Source organism: Micromonospora thermarum (assembly GCF_012034245.1).
Taxonomy (GTDB): Bacteria; Actinomycetota; Actinomycetes; order Mycobacteriales; family Micromonosporaceae; genus Micromonospora; species Micromonospora thermarum.
On the sequence record NZ_JAATEO010000019.1, the window covers coordinates 76,725 to 96,681 of the forward strand.

Below are 19,957 nucleotides of genomic sequence, written 5' to 3' on the forward strand. Positions count from 1 at the left end.
GCGAACGCAGCCATGTTGACGGCCCACATAATCCCCGACCCGGAACCGGGCCCGTCCGCCACCTCGACCACCGACCACGTCATCGAGGGAGGTGACTGTGTGCGCTCCCGGCCCCGCCGGCGTGGGCCGCCCACACCCCGCGCCGGTGACCCGTCACGACGTGCCGGCGGTGCGTCGGCGCTGCGTGACGGCCGAGGGTCACCCCGGCCGCCGGTACGTGGGCGCTGCGTGACGGGCCGGGGGTCACCCCGCGAGGGCGTCGAGGGCCAGGTCGACGTCGTCCGTGGTGGAGTAGAGATGGAAGGACGCCCGGACCCGGCCGGCCCGGACAGCTGCCCGTACGCCGGCACGTTCCAGCTTCTCCTGCGCGCCCGGCACCTCCACGGTGACGATCGCGCTGTCGCCCGGCGGCCGGCCCAGGCCGGTGAGGAACCGGTTGGCCAGCGCCACGTCGTGGGCCTGCACCGCCGGCACCCCGATCTCCGCCAGCAGTTCCAGGGCCGGGGCGGCGCCGACCCAGCTGAACCACGCCGGGGAGATGTCGAAACGCCGGGCGTCCTCGGCCAGCCGCAGCGGCGGCCCGTAGTAGGCGGCGTGCGGGTCGGCACCGGCGTACCAGCAGGCGGCGTCGGGGCGCATCCGGTCGCGCAGCTCCGGCGCGTAGTACGCCAGGGCGACGCCGCGCGGGGCCATCAGCCACTTGTACGCGGCGACCACCACGGCGTCGGCGCGGGAGGCGTCGAACGGGAGCCAGCCGCACGCCTGGGTGGCGTCCACCGCCACGAGGGCGTCGTGCGCGCGGGCGGCGGCCACGATCTCCTCGTACGGGGCAACCGTCCCGTCGGACGACTGCACCAGGCTGAACGCGACGAGGTCGGTCCCGGCGTCGATCGCGTCGACGAGACCGGCCAGCGGGACCGTGCGGACGCGGACCCCCCGCTGCTCCTGCACCAGCCAGGGGAAGAGGTTGGAGGTGAACTCGACCTCGGGGACCACCACGGTCGCACCCGCCGGCAGGGCCGCCGCCACCGGCGCGACCAGCTGCGACGCGGTGCTGCCGACCGCCACGTCCCCGACGGCCACCCCGGCCAGACGGGCGAACGCGGCGCGGGTCCGTGCCGTGGCGATGTCCCAGCTCTCCCACGCCATACGCCCGACGCGCCAGCCGGCCAGCGCCTCCTGCAACGCCTCCCACGCCGGGTCCGGCGGCAACCCGTAGGTCGCCGTGTTCAACCAGCCGGGCTGGGGCTGCCAGAGCTTCTGCGCGTGTTCGATCTCCACACGGCCGACGCTAGCGACCCGGCCGGCGGGACGGGACGGCCAATCCCGGGCTCGCGGCCCGGTTCAGCTCACGTTGGCGGGGCCGAGGACGCTCTTCAGGTCGCCCATCAGCGCGGTGGTGGGCGACACCCGGAACGGGCCGAGCCGCAGCGTGGTCACCTTGCCGCCGTTGAGCAGCTTGACGTGCACCTCGGTGTCACCGGGGTGCAGCACCAGGGTCTCCTTGATGCGTTCCACCAGCGGCGGCGTGCACCGGTGCACCGGGATGGTGAGGGTGACCGGCTTGTTGGCCGGGTTGCTGCTGATGTCCGGCATCGACATGTCCATCGCCATGATCCGCGGGACGTCGTCGCGGCGGTCGACCCGCCCCTTGACCACCACGATCGCGTCCTCGGCGATGTACTGCCCGATCACCTCGTACGTGTTGGGGAAGAAGAGCGTCTCCACGCCGCCGGCCAGGTCCTCCAGGGTGGCGGACGCCCACGCGCGGCCCTGCTTGGTGACCCGGCGTTGCACACCGGAGAGGATCCCGGCCAGCGTGACCACGGCGCCGTCCGGGACGGTGCCCTCCTCGGAGAGCGCGGCGATCGTGCAGTCCGCCGCGGCGCCGAGCACGTGCTCCAGGCCGAACAGCGGGTGGTCGGAGACGTACAGGCCGAGCATCTCGCGTTCGAAGGCGAGCTTGTCCCGCTTGTCCCACTCCCCCTCGGCGATGGTCGGCATCACCGTGGTGCTGGCGGCGGCGTCGGTGTCACCGAACCCGGCGCCGAAGAGGTCGTACTGACCGACGGCCTCCTTGCGCTTCACGTCGGCGTACGCGTCGATGGCGTCGGCGTGCACGGCGAGCAGCCCCTTGCGCGGATGCCCCAGCGAGTCGAACGCGCCGGCCTTGATCAGCGATTCGATGGTCTTCTTGTTGCAGACGACCGCGTCCACCTTGGACAGGAAGTCGTAGAAGTCGGTGTACGCGCCCTTCTCGTCGCGGCAGCGCATGATCGAGCTCACCACGTTGGCGCCGACGTTGCGGATCGCGGCGAGGCCGAAGCGGATGTCCCGACCGACCGGGGTGAACGGCCCGGCCGAGTCGTTGACGTCGGGCGGCAGGACCTGGATGCCCATCCGGCGGCACTCCGACAGGTACAGCGCCATCTTGTCCTTGTCGTCACCGACGGACGTGAGCAGCGCCGCCATGTACTCGGCCGGGTAGTGCGCCTTCAGGTACGCGGTCCAGTACGACACCAGCCCGTACGCGGCGGAGTGCGCCTTGTTGAACGCGTAGCCGGCGAACGGCACCAGGACGTCCCACACCGCCTGGATCGCCTCGTCGGAGTAGCCGCGCTCGCGGCAGCCGTCCCGGAACGGGATGAACTCCTTGTCGAGGATCTCCTTCTTCTTCTTGCCCATCGCCCGGCGCAGCAGGTCGGCCTGGCCCAGGCTGTAGCCGGCGAGGATCTGCGCGGCGCGCTGCACCTGCTCCTGGTAGACGATCAGGCCGTACGTGGGGGCCAGGATCTCCCGCAGCGGCTCCTCCAGCTCCGGGTGGATCGGGGTGATCTCCTGGAGACCGTTCTTGCGCAGGGCGTAGTTGGTGTGCGAGTCGACGCCCATCGGGCCGGGCCGGTAGAGCGCCAGCACGGCCGAGATGTCCTCGAAGTTGTCCGGCTTCATCAGCCGCAGCAGCGAGCGCATCGGCCCGCCGTCGAGCTGGAACACGCCCAGCGTGTCGCCGCGGGCCAGCAGCTCGTAGGCGGGCTTGTCGTCCAGGGGCAGGGCCAGCAGGTCGAGCTTGGTGCCGTGGTTGAGCTCGATGTTCTTGACGGCGTCGTCGATGATGGTCAGGTTGCGCAGGCCGAGGAAGTCCATCTTCAGCAGCCCGAGCGACTCGCAGGTCGGGTAGTCGAACTGCGTGATGATCGTCCCGTCGGCGTCCCGCCGCATGAGCGGGATGTGCTCGATGATCGGCTCGGCGGACATGATGACGCCGGCGGCGTGCACACCGGTCTGCCGGATCAGCCCCTCGATGCCGCGCGCGGTGTCGATGACCTTCTTGACGTCCGGGTCCGACTCGTACAGCCCACGGATCTCGCCGGCCTCGGCGTAGCGGGGATGCTTCGGGTCGAAGATGCCGGTCAGCGGGATGTCCTTGCCCATGACGGCCGGCGGCATCGCCTTGGTGATGCGGTCGCCGACCGCGTACGGGTAGCCGAGCACCCGCGCCGAGTCCTTGATCGCGGCCTTCGCCTTGATCGTGCCGAAGGTGGCGATCTGCGCGACCTTGTCCTCGCCGTACTTCTCGGTGACGTACTGGATGACCTCGCCGCGGCGCCGGTCGTCGAAGTCGATGTCGACATCCGGCATCGAGACACGCTCGGGGTTGAGGAACCGCTCGAAGATCAGCCCGTGCGGGATCGGGTCCAGGTCGGTGATGCCGAGGGCGTACGCGACGAGCGAGCCGGCGGCCGAGCCACGGCCCGGACCGACGGCGATGCCCTGGCTCTTGGCCCACTGGATGAAGTCGGCGACCACGAGGAAGTACGACGGGAAGCCCATCTGGATGATGACGCCCAGCTCGTACTCGGCCTGCTTGACGTGCCCCTCCGGGATGCCCTGCGGGTAGCGGCGGGCCAGGCCGGCGAACGTCTCCTTGCGGAACCAGGACTCCTCGGTCTCCCCCTCGGGCACCGGGAAGCGCGGCATCAGGTTGTGGAACTCGAACATGCCGGCCGGGTCGACCTTCTCGGCGACCAGCAGGGTGTTGCGGCAGCCCTCCAGCCAGATGTCGGAGGTGTCGACGCCACGCATCTCGTCGGCGGACTTGATGTAGTAGCCGCTGCCGTCGAACCTGAACCGGTTGGGGTCGGCGACGTTCGCGGCGGTCTGCACGCAGAGCAGCACGTCGTGCGCCTCGGCCTGCGCCTCGTGGGTGTAGTGCGAGTCGTTGGTGACCACCGGCGGGATGTCCAGCTTGCGGGAGATCTCCATCAGCTCCTGGCGGACCCGGCGCTCGATGCTGATGCCGTGATCCATGATCTCCAGGAAGTAGTTGTCCTTCCCGAAGATCTCCTGGTACCTGGCCGCGGCCTTCAGCGCCTCGTCGTACTGGCCCAGCCGCAACCGGGTCTGCACCTCGCCGGAGGGGCAGCCGGTGGTGGCCATCAGCCCGTCGGCGTGCTCGGCGAGCAGTTCCGCGTCCATCCGCGGCCACTTGACGAAGAAGCCCTCGGTGTACGACCGGCTGGTGAGCTTGAACAGGTTGTGCAGGCCGACCTTGTTCCGCGCCCAGATCGTCATGTGCGTGTAGCCGCCGCTGCCGGAGACGTCGTCGCTCTTCTGCTCCGGGCGGCCCCACCGCACCCGCTGCTTGTGGAACCGCGACTCCGGCGCCACGTACGCCTCGATGCCCAGGATCGGCTTCACGCCGGCGGCCATCGCCTGCTTGTAGAAGTCGTTCGCGCCGTGCATGTTGCCGTGGTCGGTCATCGCGACCGCCGGCATCCCCTGGCGGCTGACCTCGGCGAAGAGGTCCTTGAGCCGGGCGGCACCGTCGAGCATCGAGTACTCCGTGTGCACGTGCAGATGCGCGAACGAATCGCCCATGCGTGGCGCCCCCCGGGTCGGCTTCGTGGATGGTGAGAAGTCGGTCGGCCCACCCTATCCCCGCCCAGGAAGGCACCTCCAGCAGCCGCGCGGACAGATCACCGTCGGGTGGTGTGGATCTCCACGGACGGGTTTCGCGGGCCCGAGGACAGCGTCGTGACACAGCACGTTGTTTTGTCAACCGGCCCGGCACTCACGGGGGTGCCGGGCCGGCGCACGTCCGGTCCGGGCCGGGCGCCACATGATCCACTCGACATCCTGGAAGTCGCGGTGTCCGTACCGCCCGGACAGCCCGACCTCCATGAAGTCGGGTCCCCGCAAGACCGGCGCCGACCGGGTGAGGACTGGCGGCGGGCCGGGACCGACGCCTCGCCCGGCGGCTGCGGATCATCGGCACGGCCTGGCGCTCCCGGGAGACGCTGGGCTGACGCGGACGCGAGACGGGCCCGGCACCACCGATCGGGTGGGGCCGGGCCCGGCGCGGATCGCTGTCGCCGACAGCTCAGCCGACGGCGGCCATGATCTCGTCGCTGACGTCGAAGTTCGCGTAGACGTTCTGCACGTCGTCGCAGTCCTCCAGGACGTCGATCAGCTTGAAGATCTTCCGGGCGCCCTCCTCGTCCAGCGGGACGTTGACGCTCGGGATCAGCGAGGACTCGGCCGACTCGTACTCGATGCCGGCGTCCTGCAGCGCCGTGCGGACCGCGATCAGGTCACCCGGCTCGGACACCACCTCGAACGCCTCGCCGAGGTCGTTGACCTCCTCGGCGCCCGCGTCCAGGACGGCCATCATCACGTCGTCCTCGGTGGTGTCGGCCTTGGGCACGATCACCACGCCCTTGCGGGAGAACATGTACGACACGGAGCCGGCGTCGGCGAACGAACCGCCGTTGCGGGTCAGCGCGGTGCGCACCTCGGTGGCGGCGCGGTTGCGGTTGTCGGTGAGGCACTCGATCAGCAGCGCGACGCCGTTCGGGCCGTAGCCCTCGTACATGATCGTCTGGTAGTCGGCGCCGCCGGCCTCCAGGCCGGAGCCCCGCTTGACCGCACGATCGATGTTGTCGTTGGGGACCGAGTTCTTCTTGGCCTTCTGGATGGCGTCGTAGAGGGTCGGGTTGCCGGCCGGGTCGCCGCCGCCGGTGCGCGCCGCCACCTCGACGTTCTTGATCAGCTTGGCGAACATCTTGCCGCGCTTGGCGTCGATGACCGCCTTCTTGTGCTTGGTCGTCGCCCACTTTGAGTGGCCGGACATCAGTTACCTCCGTTGCTACCCGCCGTCTGCATCGACCGCACCGCACTCGCCCCCGCTCCCGCCGGCGCACGCGGAGAGTGCCGGTCAGCTCTGGTGGAAGCCGTGGCGGGCAGATGGCCCTGCCGAATCTCGGCAATCCTACCGGTGAGAGACGGGCGAGCGTCAGCACCGCACGGCACCGGCCCGCCCCGAGCGGCCCGAACAGGCACAACGGGACGGGCCGGGCGGTCATTCCCCGAAGCCGTACGATCCGACCTCGGTGAATCCGGAGGTGCTCCGTTCCGCACAGCGGTCCTCGAGGCCGGCGCGGTACCGGCGGAACGACTCGAGCCGCGGCAACGGGCCGGGCAGCTCCGGCGCCAGGGCGATGTCGACGAAGCTGCGCCCGTCGTCCAGTTGCAGCGTCACGAAGCGCAGCCCCGCCGGCCGGGTCCGGGCCAGCTCCGCGTAGACGGCACGCAGGAGGGCCAGGTGCGTGCCGACCTGCTCGGGACGGACCCGGTACTGGATGACGATCGTCTCCACCGCGTCACCCCACCAGCTCGGGACGGCGGTCCGCGGCGGCCCCGGCGGCACGGAGCGCGGCCGTCCACGTCACGATCTCGGTCAGCATCGTCGTGAGCGACTGCTCCCGCCCGTCCTCCGGCTTGAGCCGGGCCGGGTGGGTCGGGTCCCCCGGCGGCGCGTCGGCGAAGTCGAAATCGGTGAAGAGCCCCAGCGCCAGCCGCGTCGGTACGACCACGACCCGCACCTCGCCGAGGACGGCCTGGAGGTGGTCGCCGGCCCGGGTGCCGCCCTGCACGCCGTACGTCAGCAACCCGGCGACCTTGCCGTTCCACTCGGCGTACAGGTAGTCGACGGCGTTCTTCAGGGCGGCCGGGATCGACCGGTTGTAGTCCGGGGTGACGAACAGGAATGCGTCGTATCCGCCGATCACGCCCGCCCAGCGCCGGGTGTGCGGGTTGCGGTAGTCCCCGAACAGCGCCGGCACCGGCTCGTCGAGCAGCGGCAGGTCCTGCTCGGCCAGGTCCACCAGCTCGACGACGCCCTCGCCGTCGCGAACAGCCGGGTGCCGGGACGCGACCTGGGTCACCCAGCCGGCGACGGCGGTGCTGCGCCGGCCCGGTCGGGTGCTGCCCACGATCACGCCGATCCGGACCGGCCCGGAGGTCTGTGTGTTCTGCATGGCCTGAGCCTCGCGCCGCGCCGGGTGGGTGGGGAGGCCGTCGTGAGGGTGGCCCCGGCAGGGACACCCTTCATCGGATGTCCGGTGTCAGACTGGGCCGGTGATGGACGGCGAGCTCGGCGCGTTCCTGCGCAGCCGGCGGGAGGCGCTTCCGCCCGGGCGGGTCGGCCTGCCCGAGGGGCCCCGACGCCGGACGCCGGGGCTGCGCCGCGCCGAGCTGGCGACGCTCGCGCAGGTGAGCGTGGAGTACCTCACCCGCCTCGAGCAGGGCCGTGACACCCGCCCGTCGCCGGAGATCCTCGCCGCGCTCGCCGACGCGTTGCAGTTGACGGACGCCGATCGCGAGCACCTACGGCAGCTCGCCGCCGCCAATCACAGCCGGCAGCTCTGCCCGCGCGGGACGCCTGCGGTCGCGCGTACGGTCCGGCCGTCCGTCCGCGCACTGCTGGACGCCGTACGGGACACCCCGGCGCACGTGACCAACCGGCTCGGGGACCTGCTGGCGTGGAACGACCCCTTCGACCGGCTCGCCCGGCCGCTGGGCCTGCTCGACGGCTCCCGCCCCAACCTGCCCTGGTGGCTGTTCACCGATGAACGGGCGCGGGAGGCGTTCGCCGACTGGGCCGAGATGGCCGACCATCAGGTCGCCGAGCTGCACCGGCTGCGCCAGGGCGACCCGGCGACCGACGAGTTCGCCGACCGGCTGGCCCGGACGGTGGGCCTGCCCTTCGCCGACCGGTGGCGACGACGCCCGGTGCCGGCGGCACAGCACGGAATCCGCGCACTGCGCCACCCGCAGGCCGGGCCGCTCCGACTCGCCTTCGAAACGCTGACGGTCGGCGACGCAGGCGACCAGTGGCTGGTCGCGCACCTGCCCGCTGACCCGGCGACGGCCACCCGGCTGGACCAGCTCCTGGGCCGCGCACCCGGCCGGCTGCGCGCCGTCGCCGGCTGACCGAACCCCGCTCGGCGGCTCCCCGCTCCCCCGGCTCCCCTGGCGATCAAGAGGTTTGCGGGTGGGAGAAGGCTCTCCCGTCCCGCAAACCTCTTGATCGACTCCTGATCGCCGGTCGGACGCACCCGGGGTCAGCGCACGCCGCGGACGAGGTTCACGAAGTACGCGTGCAGGCGCCGGTCGCCGGTCAGCTCGGGGTGGAACGAGGTGGCCAGCAGGTTGCCCTGCCGGACCGCGACGATCCGCCCGGCCGCCGGGCCCTCGGTCACCGTGCCGAGCACCTCGACGCCCGCGCCGACGCGCTCCACCCACGGCGCCCGGATGAACACCGCGTGGAACGGGCCGCCGTCGACGCCGGTGACGTCCACCGGCGCCTCGAACGAGTCGACCTGGCGCCCGAACGCGTTGCGCCGGACGGTCATGTCGATGCCGGCGAAGCCGCGCTGGTCGGGCCGGCCGTCGAGCACCTCACCGGCCAGCATGATCATGCCGGCGCAGGACCCGTAGACGGGCATGCCGCCGGCGATGCGCTTGTCGATCGGCTCGCGCAGCTCGAAGATGTCGGCCAGCTTGCTGATCGTGGTGGACTCGCCGCCCGGGATCACCAGACCGTCGACCGCGTCCAACTCCTCGCGGCGGCGGACCGGTCGGACGTCCGCTCCGGCGGCGGCCAGGGCGGCGGCGTGCTCGCGGACGTCGCCCTGAAGGGCGAGCACACCGATCACCGGTGCCGTCACGTGCGCTCCTTTCCAGGGGTGCGGAAGGGGCCCCGGCTGAAGAGGCCCCTTCCTGCACGTCACCAGCCGCGCTCGGCCAGCCGGTGCGGCTGCGGGATCTCGTCGACGTTGATGCCGACCATCGCCTCGCCGAGGCCGCGGGAGACCTTGGCCAGCACGTCCGGGTCGTCGTGGAAGGTGGTGGCCTTGACGATCGCGGCGGCGCGCTGCGCCGGGTTGCCGGACTTGAAGATGCCGGAGCCGACGAAGACGCCCTCGGCGCCGAGCTGCATCATCATGGCGGCGTCGGCCGGGGTGGCGATACCACCGGCGGTGAACAGCACCACCGGCAGCTTGCCGGTATCGGCGACCTCCTTGACCAGCTCGTACGGCGCCTGGAGCTCCTTGGCGGCGACGTACAGCTCGTCGGCCGGAAGCGACTGGAGCCGGCGGATCTCCTTGCGGATCTTGCGCATGTGGGTGGTGGCGTTGGAGACGTCACCGGTACCGGCCTCGCCCTTGGAGCGGATCATGGCCGCGCCCTCGGTGATCCGGCGCAGCGCCTCACCCAGGTTGGTGGCACCGCAGACGAAGGGGACCGTGAAGGCCCACTTGTCGATGTGGTTCTCGTAGTCGGCCGGGGTCAGCACCTCGGACTCGTCGACGTAGTCGACGCCGAGGGACTGGAGGATCCGCGCCTCGACGAAGTGGCCGATCCGGGCCTTGGCCATCACCGGGATGGAGACGGCGTTGATGATGCCGTCGATCATGTCCGGGTCGCTCATCCGGGAGACGCCGCCCTGGGCGCGGATGTCGGCGGGCACCCGCTCCAGCGCCATCACGGCGACGGCGCCGGCGTCCTCAGCGATCTTGGCCTGCTCGGGGGTGACCACGTCCATGATCACGCCGCCCTTGAGCATCTCGGCCATGCCGCGCTTGACGCGAGCGGTACCGGTGACGGGGGTGGCAGTGGTGTTCGGGGAGGTGGTTTCGGGCACGGGTCATCGCTCCTAGAGACGTGCTCGGGGGTGGCTGCGGAAAGGCTACGACGGGGTGAACGCGCGTCCGACAGCCAATCAGACCCACGGTGGCCTGCTCTGTGGCAGCCGTCACGGGGTCGGGCGGGGCCGCGCGCTCAGCCGGCGGGGACGTCGGCGGGTGCGGTCAGCGTCGGGTCGTCGATGTCGAAGTACTGCGGCCAGGGCTTCCGTCGCCCCATCCGCAACAGGCGCACCAGTGGTCGGCCACGTGCCGCGCGGGCGTCGCGCACCAGGTCGGTGTGCACCTGCCGGGCCAACGCAAGCCGCCGGCTCGCGGCGATCACGGCCTCGGCGTCCGGATCGCCCGGATCGAGCTGCACCGCGCGCAGCTGGCGCGTGAGGTCGTTCTCGGCCGCCTCACGCTCGTCGGGGCGGGCGTCCAGCGCGATCCGCGCCGCCGCGTACAGCTCGACACCGTAGCGGCGCTCGGCCAGGACCGCGGCGGCCGCCGCGCGGCGCAGCAGGTGGGCGTCGAGCGCGCGGGCAGCCGACTCCGCCCGCGCCTGCAGCCGCTCGACCCGCCCGGCGGTCCACCCGAGGTACGCCGCCAGCAGCCCGACGACCAGCGTCGCGCCCACCGCCCACCACATGCCCGGCATCGTAGTGTCGCTCCGTTTCCGTCTCCGCCGGCCACGGCCGGCCGACCGCCGGCCTCCCCCGCACCACCGGCCCCGCGGGTCAGCCCAGCCCCACCCACTCCTGGTCGATGACCCGACCGTCGGTGGCCTCGATCGCCGCTGCGTATACCTCCAGAACCCGGCGGGCAACCACGGGCCAGTCGAAATTCGCCACCACCTGGTCGCCGCAGGCGGTCAGCGTGGCCCGCGCGGCAGCGTCGTCGAGCAGGTCGGCCAGGGCGGTCCGCAGGGCCGACGGGTCGCCGGTGCGGAACAGCCGGCCGGCCCGGCCGCCGTCGAGCACCCGGCGGAACGCGTCGAGGTCGCTCGCGACGACCGTGGTCCCCGCCGCGAGGGCCTCGGTGAGGATCATCCCGAACGACTCGCCGCCGGTGTTCGGCGCCACGTAGAGGTGGACGCTGCGCAGCATCCGGGCCTTGTCCGCCTCGGAGACCAGGCCGAGGAAGGTGACCCGGTCGCGCAGCTCGGCCGGGAACTTCTCGTACAGGTCGTCGGAGTCACCCGGCCCCGCGACCAGCAGTCGCAGCCCGGGGCGTTCGGGCGCGAGGTGCACGAACGCGTCCCGGAGCACCGGGAAACCCTTCCGGGCCTCGGTGAACCGGCCGAGGAAGCCGATCGTGCCGCCCCGGCCCGGTGTGCACTCCCCCGGCCAGCCGGGCAGCGGCTCGGCGTCGGTGAACTTCGCGACGGCCACCCCGTTCGGGATCTCCACCGCCCCGCCGTCCATGTGCTCGACCTGCACCTTGCGGGCCAGGGCGCTGACCGCGATCCGGGCGGTGATGCGTTCCAGCACGATCTGGAGCACGCCCTGGGCGGCGGCGAGCACCCGGGAGCGGGTCATCGCGGTGTGGAACGTGGCCACCACCGGCCCCCGCGCGGAGAGCACGGCGAGCATGGACAGGCTCAGCGTCAGCGGCTCGTGCACGTGCAGCACGTCGAAGTCGCCCCGGATGATCCACCGGCGGACCCGGGCGGTGGAGACCGGGCCGAAGGCGATCCGGGCCACCGAGCCGTTGTACGGCAGCGGCACCGCCCGACCGGCCGGCACCACGTACGGCGGCAGCGGCGAGTCCTCGTCGGCCGGGGCGAGGACGCTCACCTCGTGCCCGAGGCCGATCAGCGCCTCGGCCAGGTCCATCACGTGGTTCTGCACGCCGCCCGGCACGTCGAAGGAGTACGGGCACACGATGCCGATCCGCACGTTGGCGCCCTTTCCCTCAGACCTGTCCGGTGGCTGGCGAGGGCTGAGCCGCGCCGTCCGCTGTGGCGTGCCGCTGGTCCAACCACATCCGCTGCAACATGTGCCAGTCTTCCGGATGGCGGGCGATGCCCGCCGCCAGACCGTCGGCGATCCGCTGGGTCAGCGCCCGCGCCCGCACGTCCAGCGGGCCCTCCTCGGGACCGGGCACCGGCAGCGGCCCCTCGATCGAGGCGCGCGCGACCCCCGGCTCGTACCACAACGAGGCGACGTAGAGAGGCGCGCCGGTGCGCAACGCCAGCAGCGCCGGACCGGGCGGCATCCGGGTGCGGCCGCCGAAGAAGTCGACCTCCACGCCGCGGGCCGAGAGGTCCCGGTCGGCCAGCAACGGGACGACGAAACCGGCGCGCAGCCGGTCGACCAGCACGTCGAAGGCCGGCCGCTCGCCGCCGTGGGTGGGCAGGATCTCCATGCCCAGGCCCCGCCGGAAGGCCAGGAACCGCTGGTAGACGCCCTCGGGCTTGAGCCGCTCGGCAACCGTGGCGATCGGCCACCCCATCGCGGCGACCCAGGCGCCGGCGGCGTCCCAGTTGCCGGCGTGCGGCAGGGCCACCACCGCGCCCCGGCCGGCGGCGACGTCGGCGGCGAGCAGCTCCTCGCGGTCGAGGCGGAAGCCGGCGAGGATCTCCGCCCGGCTGAGCGAGGGCAGCCGGAACGCCTCCATCCAGTACCGGGCGTACGAGCGCAGGCCGGCCCGGACCAGCCGGTCCAGCTCGGCCTCGGGAACGTCGGCGCCGACCACCCGGCGCAGGTTGGCGCGCAGTCGGGCCGTACCGGCGCCACCGCGACGGTGGGCGCGGTCGGCGCCCACCTGGAAGGCGGCGGCCGCGACGGGCCGGGGCAGCGCGCGGACGGCGCGCCACCCGGCGAGGTAGGCCAGCTCGGTGAGGGTCACCGGTGCCGGCCCCGCGCCGCCCTCACCCCTGGCCGCCCGGGGCGGTGGGGAGCCGCTGGGCCTGCCGGTACACGTGGGCCATCCGCTGGCCGACCGTGAAGATCGACACGGCGGCGAGGAGCCAGAGCGCGATCTCCAGGGCCGGATCGACGCCGACGCCGGTGAGCAGGCCGCCGACGCCGACGATGAGCAGGCGCTCGGTGCGTTCGGCGATACCCACGTCGCAGGTCATGCCGAGCCCTTCGGCGCGGGCCTTCACGTAGGAGACGAGACTGCCCGCGGCCAGGCAGAGCAGGGCCGCCGCGACACCGGAGTGGTCGCCCTCGGTGGCCAGGTAGTAGGCCACGGCGCCGAAGACGGCGCTGTCGGCGATCCGGTCCATGCTCGAGTCGAGGAACGCCCCGAACCGGGTGGAGCCGCCGCTCATGCGGGCCATCGTCCCGTCGAGCAGGTCGGTCAGCGCGAAGACCGTCACGATCAACGCTCCGGCGACGAGGTGGCCGCGGGCGCCGAAGCCGAGCGCGCCGACGAGCACCCCGAGGGTGCCCGTCACGGTGACCGCGTTGGGAGTGACGCCCGCGCGCAGCAGTCGACGCGCGAGCGGTTCGACGACGCGGGTCATGCCCGCGCGGGCAGTCACTTGGAAGATCTTCGCCATGGCGGTCCCACCCTAACGGTCCCCGGGCCAGCGGCGATACGGCCGGTCAGGTGACCCGCGCGGCGAGGCTTGTGCGGCCCGGGCATCGGGTGTCTGATCGACCCAGGGAAAGGTGAGCCAGCTCACCGGTCCGCCCGTCCCGTTCCCGCTTGGCAGCAGTCCACCGGAGGATATCGCCGCGCACCCGCCCCGGGCCGCTCCCCGTCGCGCGCGGCGGTCGCCACCAACCACCGGCTGAGGGAGGTGCGCCGCATGGCGCAGAAGAGTCAGGAGAAGGGGGTCACCGGCGGCGCGCCGGTGGTGACCGACCCCGGCAGGGTCCGCAACGTGGTGCTCGTCGGCCACTCCGGGGCCGGCAAGACGACCCTGGTCGAGGCGTTGCTCGCCGCGACCGGCACGATCGGCCGCGCCGGAAGCGTCACCGACGGCACCACGGTCTGCGACCACGACCCCGCCGCCGTACGTCAGCAGCGCTCGGTGAGCCTGGCCTGCGCGCCCCTGATGCACAACGGGACCAAGGTCAACCTGCTGGACAGCCCGGGGTACGCCGACTTCGTCGGTGAGCTGCGGGCCGGGCTGCGGGCCGCCGACGCCGCGCTCTTCGTCGTCTCCGCCGTCGACGGGATGGACGCCGCCACCGCCGCGCTGTGGGAGGAGTGCGCCGCCGTCGACATGCCCCGGGCGGTCGCCGTCTCCCGGCTGGACCACCCGCGCGCGGACTTCGACGAGGCGGTGGCGCTCTGCCAGCGGGTCTTCGGCGACAACGTGCTCCCGCTCTACCTGCCGATGCTCGGCGACGACGGCATCTCCACCGTCGGCCTGCTCGGGCTCATCACGCGGCGGGTCTTCGACTACACCGGCGGCCTGCCGGCGGAGGTACGCGAGCCGGACCCGGAGCACCTGCCGGCGATCGCCGAGTCCCGCAACGAGCTGATCGAGGGGATCATCGCCGAGAGCGAGGACGAGACCCTCATGGACCGGTACCTCGAGGGCGAGGAGATCGGCATCGACATCCTCGTCGAGGACCTGGAGAAGGCGGTCGCGCGCGGCCACTTCTACCCCGTGGTGCCGGTCTGCGCGGAGACCGGGGTGGGGCTGGACGCGCTGCTGGAGGTGCTCACCGCCGGCTTCCCGTCGCCGCTGGAGCACGACGTGCCGGCGGTGACCGGCGTGGACGGAGCACCCCGGCCGCCGCTCACCTGCGATCCGGACGGTCCGCTGGTCGCCGAGGTCGTCAAGACCACCATCGACCGGCACGTCGGTCGGGTCTCGCTGGTACGGGTGTTCTCCGGCACGCTGCGCCCCGAGCAGACCGTGCACGTCTCCGGGCACGGCATGGCCGACCGCGGGCATCCCGACCACGACGCCGACGAGCGGGTGGGGCACATCTACTCGCCGCTCGGCGCGACGTTGCGGGAGGTGGGCCTCTGCGTGGCCGGCGACATCTGCGCGATCACCAAGTCGGGCAGCGCGGAGACCGGCGACACCATCTCCGCCAAGGAGGACCCGCTGCTGATCGCGCCGTGGGAGATGCCGGAGCCGCTGCTGCCGGTGGCGATCGTGGCCCGCAGCCGCTCCGACGAGGACGCGCTCGCCCGCAACCTGGCCCGGCTGGTGGCCGGCGACCCCACCCTCCGGCTGGACCGCAACCCCGAGACCCACCAGCTGGTGCTGTGGTGCATGGGCGAGGCGCACGCGGACGTGGTGCTGGAGCGGCTGCGGACCGGCGGCGTGGAGCTGGACACCGAGCCGGTGCGGGTGGCCCTGCGCGAGACGTTCACCGTGCCGGCCAAGGGGCACGGACGGCACGTCAAGCAGTCCGGCGGGCACGGCCAGTACGCGGTCTGCGACATCGAGGTGGCGCCGCTGCCGCGCGGCGCCGGTTTCGAGTTCGTCGACCGGGTGGTGGGTGGCGCGGTGCCGCACAACTACATCCCGTCGGTGGAGAAGGGCGTCCGCGCCCAGATGGAGCGCGGCCTGGTCGCCGGCTACCCGGTGGTGGACCTGCGGGTGACGCTGTTCGACGGCAAGGCGCACAGCGTGGACTCCTCCGACGCGGCGTTCCAGACCGCCGGGGCACTCGCGCTGAAGGACGCGGCCGAGAAGGGCCAGCCGGCGCTGCTGGAACCGGTCGACGAGGTGGTCATCCGGGTGCCCGACTCGTCGGTGGGCGCGGTGATGGGTGACCTGTCCGGCCGGCGCGGCCGGGTGCTCGGCACCGAACCGGACACCACCGCCGAGGGCCGCACGCTGGTCCGCGCCGAGGTGCCGGCGACCGAGCTCCTCCGGTACGCGGTGGAGCTGCGCTCGATGACCTCCGGCACCGGCACCTTCCGCCGGCAGTTCGTCCGCTACGAACCCATGCCCACCCACCTGGCCGACCAGATCCGCAAGGAACACACCTGACCCACCCAGCCCTTCAAGGTTGATCATGAGGTTGGCGGGCGGGAGACGGGCATTTCTCCCCGCTAACCTCATGATCGACGCCGACGGGACGGCCGAGGGGCGGCGGGCGTCGGTCAGGGGCGGGCGGTGGGGAGGGTGGGGCTGGGCCAGTAGGGGCGGTCGGCTTCCCGGAGCGCCGCCGCCCGCAGGGCCGCCAACTGGCGCTCGACCTCGGCGAACTGGTCCGGCGGGAGCGGGCCCCGGGCCAGCGCCGCCGCGTTCTCCTCGACCTGCGCGACGGTACGGCAGCCCGGGATCGGGACGCTGCGCTCGCTGCGCGCCCAGATCCAGCCCAGTGCGCCCTGGGCCAGGGTGCGGCCGTCGGCGGTGAGCGCGGCGCGGACGGCGCTCACCCGGCGCAGCCACTCCGGTGCCGGCCGGCCGCCCCGGAACCACTCCAGCCAACCGGGAGCGTGCCCGCGCAGGTCGTCCCGGGGCAGCGTGGAGCCCGTCGTGTACTTGCCGGTGAGCAGGCCCATCCCGAGCGGGCCCCGGGCGACGCTGGCGAGGTCGTACTTGTCGCAGACGGCCAGCAGCTCGGGGGCGTCCCGCAGCACCGACAGGGTGTGCTGCACGGCGGTGGCGCCCCGGGCGGCCTGCCCCCACGCGGCGGCCCGGTCCGCCCGGTCGGTGCTCCACCCGTACGCGCGCACCAGGCCGTCGGCCACCAGGTCCTCCAGCGTGGCGATCAGGGCCTCCGCGCGCGGCACCGGGAGGTCGCCCAGGTGCAGCTGGTAGAGGTCGATGCGGTCGGTGCCGAGCCGGCGCAGCGAGTCGGTCACCGCCCGCCGCAGGTACGCCGGGGACGCGTCCTCCCCCGTCGCCTGGCGGGCCGCCTCGTCGAACGTGTAACCCCACTTCGTGGCGACGACCGCCTCGTCCCGCCGGCCGGCGAGGGCCCGCCCGAGGATCCGCTCCGAGTGCCCCGCGCCGTACGTGTCGGCGGTGTCGAAGAAGGTCACGCCGAGGTCGAGCGCGCGGCGGACCGCCCGGACGGACTCGTCGTCGTCGACGACGCCCCAGCCCAGCGGCTGGACGCCCTCGGCCCAGGGGCCACCGATCGCCCAGCACCCCATGCCCAGGGCGCTCACCTCGATGCCGCTGCGACCCAGTGTCCGCGTCATGACTGCCATCGACGCATCCTGTCACCCCCGGCCGACCGGAGGGGGGTGATCGCTTCGGGTGTCAGGACGGCCAGGCGCGCGCGAGCAACTCGCGCGTGTCGCCAAGCAACTGCGGCAGGACCTTGGTGCGCCCGATCACCGGCATGAAGTTGGCGTCCCCGCCCCACCGGGGCACCACGTGCTGGTGCAGGTGCGCGGCGATCCCGGCGCCGGCCACGCCGCCCTGGTTCATCCCGAGGTTGAAGCCGTGCGCGCTGCTGACCTTGCGGATCACCCGCATGGCGGTCTGCGTGAACACGGCCAGCTCACCCGTCTCGGGGCCGTCGAGGTCGGTGTAGTCGGCGACGTGCCGGTAGGGGCAGACCAGCAGGTGCCCCGGGTTGTACGGGTAGAGGTTGAGCACCACGAAGACGTGCTCGCCGCGCGCCACGACGAGGCTCTCCGACTCGGGTCGGCCGGGCGCGAGGCAGAACGGGCAGCCGCTGGGCTTCTCGTACCCGCCCTCGGGCCGGTCCTCGCCCGAGATGTAGGTCATCCGGTGGGGTGTCCAGAGCCGATCCAGGCCGTCCGTCATGGCGTCGCTGCTGTCGGTGTGTCCGTCCGCCCCAGTCACAGCAGCGATCCTACGACCCGGTGCGGGGCGTCACCGAACCGCGCCGGCCACCCGTGGTACGGCGGACCGGCGCGGCCCAGGGTCGACACGGCACCGTCTGCCGGAGGGATCCCTTCCTCACGCCTCCGCGGCGGACGGGCCGATGTTGCTGCGCGAGGACACCACGTCGACGACGTGGTTGACCGCCTCGGCCATCGGTACGCCGTTGCGCTGCGAGCCGTCCCGGTAGCGGAACGACACGGTGCCCGCCGCGACGTCGTCGTCGCCGGCGATCACCATGAAGGGGATCTTCTGCTGCTGGGCGGTGCGGATCTTCTTCTGCATCCGGTCGTCACCGGCGTCGACCTGGGCGCGGATGCCCTCGGCGCGCAGCGCGGCGACGAAGCCGTGCAGGTAGTCGGTGTGGTCCTCGCGGATCGGGATGCCGACCACCTGCACCGGGGCGAGCCAGGCCGGGAACGCACCGGCGTAGTGCTCGGTCAGCACGCCGATGAACCGCTCGATCGACCCGAACTTCGCGCAGTGGATCATGACGGGCTGCTGCCGGGTGCCGTCGGCCGCCTGGTACTCCAGCCCGAAGCCCTTCGGCTGGTTGAAGTCGTACTGGATGGTGGACATCTGCCAGGTGCGGCCGATGGCGTCCTTGGCCTGGACGGAGATCTTCGGGCCGTAGAAGGCCGCGCCACCCGGGTCGGGCACGAGCTCCAGCCCGGTGTCCCGGGCACACTGATCGAGCACGGCGGTCGCCGTCGCCCAGTCCTCGTCGGAGCCGACGAACTTGTCCGGCTTGGACTCGTCGCGGGTCGACAGCTCCAGGTAGAAGTCGGTGATGCCGAAGTCCTGCAGCAGGCCGAGCACGAAGGCCAGCAGGTGCTTGACCTCGGCCGGCGCCTGCTCCTTCGTGCAGTACGAGTGCGAGTCGTCCTGGGTGAAGCCGCGCACCCGGGTCAGCCCGTGGATGACGCCCGACTTCTCGTACCGGTAGACCGACCCGAACTCGAACAGCCGCATCGGCAGCTCGCGGTAGGACCGCCCGCGCGACCGGTAGATCAGGTTGTGCATCGGGCAGTTCATCGCCTTGAGGTAGTAGTCCGCCCCCTCGAACTGCATGGGCGGGAACATCCCGTCGGCGTAGTACGGCAGGTGACCCGAGGTGTGGAAGAGGCCTTCCTTCGAGATGTGCGGGGTACCGACGTACTCGAAGCCCTCCTCGATGTGGCGGGCCCGGACGTAGTCCTCCATCACCCGCTTGAGCACGCCGCCCTTGGGGTGGAAGACCGGCAGGCCGGAGCCGATCTCGTCGGGGAAGCTGAACAGGTCGAGGTCCGCGCCGAGCTTGCGGTGGTCGCGCCGCGCGGCCTCCTCGAGGAGCTTCAGGTACGCCTTCAGCTCGTCGCGGGTCGGCCACGCGGTGCCGTACACCCGCTGGAGCTGCGGGTTCTTCTCCGAACCCCGCCAGTACGCGGCGGCCGAGCGCATCAGCTTGAACGCGCCGATCAGCCGGGTGTTCGGCAGGTGCGGCCCCCGGCACAGGTCCGACCAGCAGACCTTGTCCTCGCTGGCCGCGAGGTTGTCGTAGATGGTCAGCTCGCCGCCGCCGACCTCCATGACCTCGTCCGAGTCCAGGCCCTCGCCCTTGACGTCGACGAGTTCCAGCTTGAACGGCTCGGCGGCCAGTTCGGCCTTCGCCTCGTCGAGGCTGTTGAAGCGCCGCCGCCGGAACCGCTGGCCGGACTTGACGATCTCCTGCATCCGCTTCTCGAGCTTGGCGAGGTCCTCCGGCTGGAACGGCTTGTCGACCGCGAAGTCGTAGTAGAAGCCGTTCTCGATCGGCGGGCCGATGCCGAGCTTCGCCTCGGGGAAGACGTCCTGCACGGCCTGGGCGAGCACGTGCGCGGTGGAGTGCCGCAGCACGTTCAGCCCGTCCGGGGTGTCGATGGCCACCGGCTCGACCTCGGTGTCGGCCTCCGGCCGCCAGTCCAGGTCACGCAGCTGACCCTGGGCGTCGCGGACCACCACGATCGCCTTGGGCCCGGTCGTCGGCAGGCCGGCCGTCGCCACCGCGTCGGCCGCCGTCGTCCCGGCGGCCACGACGACGGGGTCGGCCACGACGGGGATACGGGGTGCGGACACGGTGACTCCTCACGGGCAGGCGGTACGGATGCTGCCGATGCTATCGGTCGTCCCGGCCGTCACCCGCTGCGGTGTGCGGAAGGGACCGTTCTCCGGACGACGCGCCCGCGTTGAACCTTTCCGTCCCCGCGTCCGAACTACCAGGTGCGGCCGGAGCCGGTTCCGG

16 protein-coding genes are annotated in these 19,957 nt (G+C 72.4%); 2 read left to right on the forward strand and 14 right to left on the reverse strand.

Annotation, left to right across the window (positions count from 1 at the left end; all coding sequences use genetic code 11):
• Positions 1-243: 243 nt before the first annotated feature.
• From HCJ94_RS18285 to HCJ94_RS18305, 5 genes are all read right to left on the reverse strand, one after another.
• Complete coding sequence (locus HCJ94_RS18285) at positions 244-1,281, reverse strand: aminotransferase class V-fold PLP-dependent enzyme (protein WP_168002236.1); 1,038 nt, start codon at positions 1,279-1,281, stop codon at positions 244-246.
• Positions 1,282-1,344: 63 nt separating this feature from the next.
• Positions 1,345-4,878, reverse strand: a complete 3,534-nt coding sequence (dnaE, locus tag HCJ94_RS18290) for a DNA polymerase III subunit alpha (RefSeq protein WP_168002237.1) — start codon at positions 4,876-4,878, stop codon at positions 1,345-1,347.
• A 502-nt stretch (positions 4,879-5,380) separates the two neighbouring features.
• On the reverse strand, positions 5,381-6,130 hold the full coding sequence (locus HCJ94_RS18295) for a YebC/PmpR family DNA-binding transcriptional regulator (RefSeq protein ID WP_168002238.1): 750 nt from the start codon (positions 6,128-6,130) through the stop codon (positions 5,381-5,383).
• Between the two features lie 228 nt (positions 6,131-6,358).
• Positions 6,359-6,655 carry a hypothetical protein gene (locus HCJ94_RS18300; RefSeq protein WP_168002239.1) on the reverse strand — a complete coding sequence of 99 codons (297 nt, stop codon included), beginning with the start codon at positions 6,653-6,655 and terminating at the stop codon, positions 6,359-6,361.
• Positions 6,656-6,659: 4 nt separating this feature from the next.
• The gene (locus tag HCJ94_RS18305; RefSeq protein ID WP_168002240.1) at positions 6,660-7,316 is read right to left on the reverse strand and encodes an NADPH-dependent FMN reductase; all 657 of its coding nucleotides are present in this window, start codon (positions 7,314-7,316) and stop codon (positions 6,660-6,662) included.
• 103 nt (positions 7,317-7,419) lie between these two features.
• Between HCJ94_RS18305 and HCJ94_RS18310 the strand changes: the two genes are divergently transcribed.
• Positions 7,420-8,271, forward strand: coding sequence for a helix-turn-helix transcriptional regulator (locus HCJ94_RS18310; RefSeq protein ID WP_205801499.1), 852 nt, complete (start codon positions 7,420-7,422; stop codon positions 8,269-8,271).
• A 131-nt stretch (positions 8,272-8,402) separates the two neighbouring features.
• Here HCJ94_RS18310 and pdxT read toward each other — a convergent pair whose 3' ends face one another.
• From pdxT to pgsA, 6 genes are all read right to left on the reverse strand, one after another.
• Positions 8,403-9,008, reverse strand: coding sequence for a pyridoxal 5'-phosphate synthase glutaminase subunit PdxT (gene pdxT / locus HCJ94_RS18315; RefSeq protein WP_168002242.1), 606 nt, complete (start codon positions 9,006-9,008; stop codon positions 8,403-8,405).
• Between the two features lie 59 nt (positions 9,009-9,067).
• Positions 9,068-9,985: a pyridoxal 5'-phosphate synthase lyase subunit PdxS gene (gene pdxS, locus HCJ94_RS18320; protein ID WP_168002243.1), complete on the reverse strand. Its 918-nt coding sequence runs from the start codon at positions 9,983-9,985 to the stop codon at positions 9,068-9,070.
• A gap of 137 nt (positions 9,986-10,122) precedes the next feature.
• A complete protein-coding gene (locus HCJ94_RS18325; RefSeq protein WP_205801477.1) occupies positions 10,123-10,617 on the reverse strand; it encodes a hypothetical protein in 495 nt (164 codons plus the stop codon).
• Between the two features lie 88 nt (positions 10,618-10,705).
• Positions 10,706-11,866, reverse strand: a complete 1,161-nt coding sequence (locus HCJ94_RS18330) for a glycosyltransferase family 4 protein (protein ID WP_168002245.1) — start codon at positions 11,864-11,866, stop codon at positions 10,706-10,708.
• A gap of 16 nt (positions 11,867-11,882) precedes the next feature.
• Positions 11,883-12,818 carry a phosphatidylinositol mannoside acyltransferase gene (locus tag HCJ94_RS18335; RefSeq protein WP_168002246.1) on the reverse strand — a complete coding sequence of 312 codons (936 nt, stop codon included), beginning with the start codon at positions 12,816-12,818 and terminating at the stop codon, positions 11,883-11,885.
• 22 nt (positions 12,819-12,840) lie between these two features.
• Positions 12,841-13,476, reverse strand: coding sequence for a phosphatidylinositol phosphate synthase (gene pgsA / locus HCJ94_RS18340; RefSeq protein WP_168002247.1), 636 nt, complete (start codon positions 13,474-13,476; stop codon positions 12,841-12,843).
• 252 nt (positions 13,477-13,728) lie between these two features.
• Between pgsA and HCJ94_RS18345 the strand changes: the two genes are divergently transcribed.
• Positions 13,729-15,882 carry an elongation factor G-like protein EF-G2 gene (locus HCJ94_RS18345; RefSeq protein WP_168002248.1) on the forward strand — a complete coding sequence of 718 codons (2,154 nt, stop codon included), beginning with the start codon at positions 13,729-13,731 and terminating at the stop codon, positions 15,880-15,882.
• Positions 15,883-15,995: 113 nt separating this feature from the next.
• Here HCJ94_RS18345 and HCJ94_RS18350 read toward each other — a convergent pair whose 3' ends face one another.
• The 3 genes from HCJ94_RS18350 to thrS all read right to left on the reverse strand — a co-directional run bounded on the left by HCJ94_RS18350 (position 15,996) and on the right by thrS (position 19,791).
• Entirely contained in the window at positions 15,996-17,054 is a 1,059-nt protein-coding gene (locus tag HCJ94_RS18350) for an aldo/keto reductase (protein ID WP_168002249.1), read from the reverse strand.
• A gap of 52 nt (positions 17,055-17,106) precedes the next feature.
• Positions 17,107-17,619, reverse strand: a complete 513-nt coding sequence (locus tag HCJ94_RS18355; RefSeq protein ID WP_205801503.1) for an HIT family protein — start codon at positions 17,617-17,619, stop codon at positions 17,107-17,109.
• A gap of 156 nt (positions 17,620-17,775) precedes the next feature.
• A complete protein-coding gene (gene thrS / locus HCJ94_RS18360; protein ID WP_168002251.1) occupies positions 17,776-19,791 on the reverse strand; it encodes a threonine--tRNA ligase in 2,016 nt (671 codons plus the stop codon).
• Positions 19,792-19,957 lie beyond the last annotated feature (166 nt).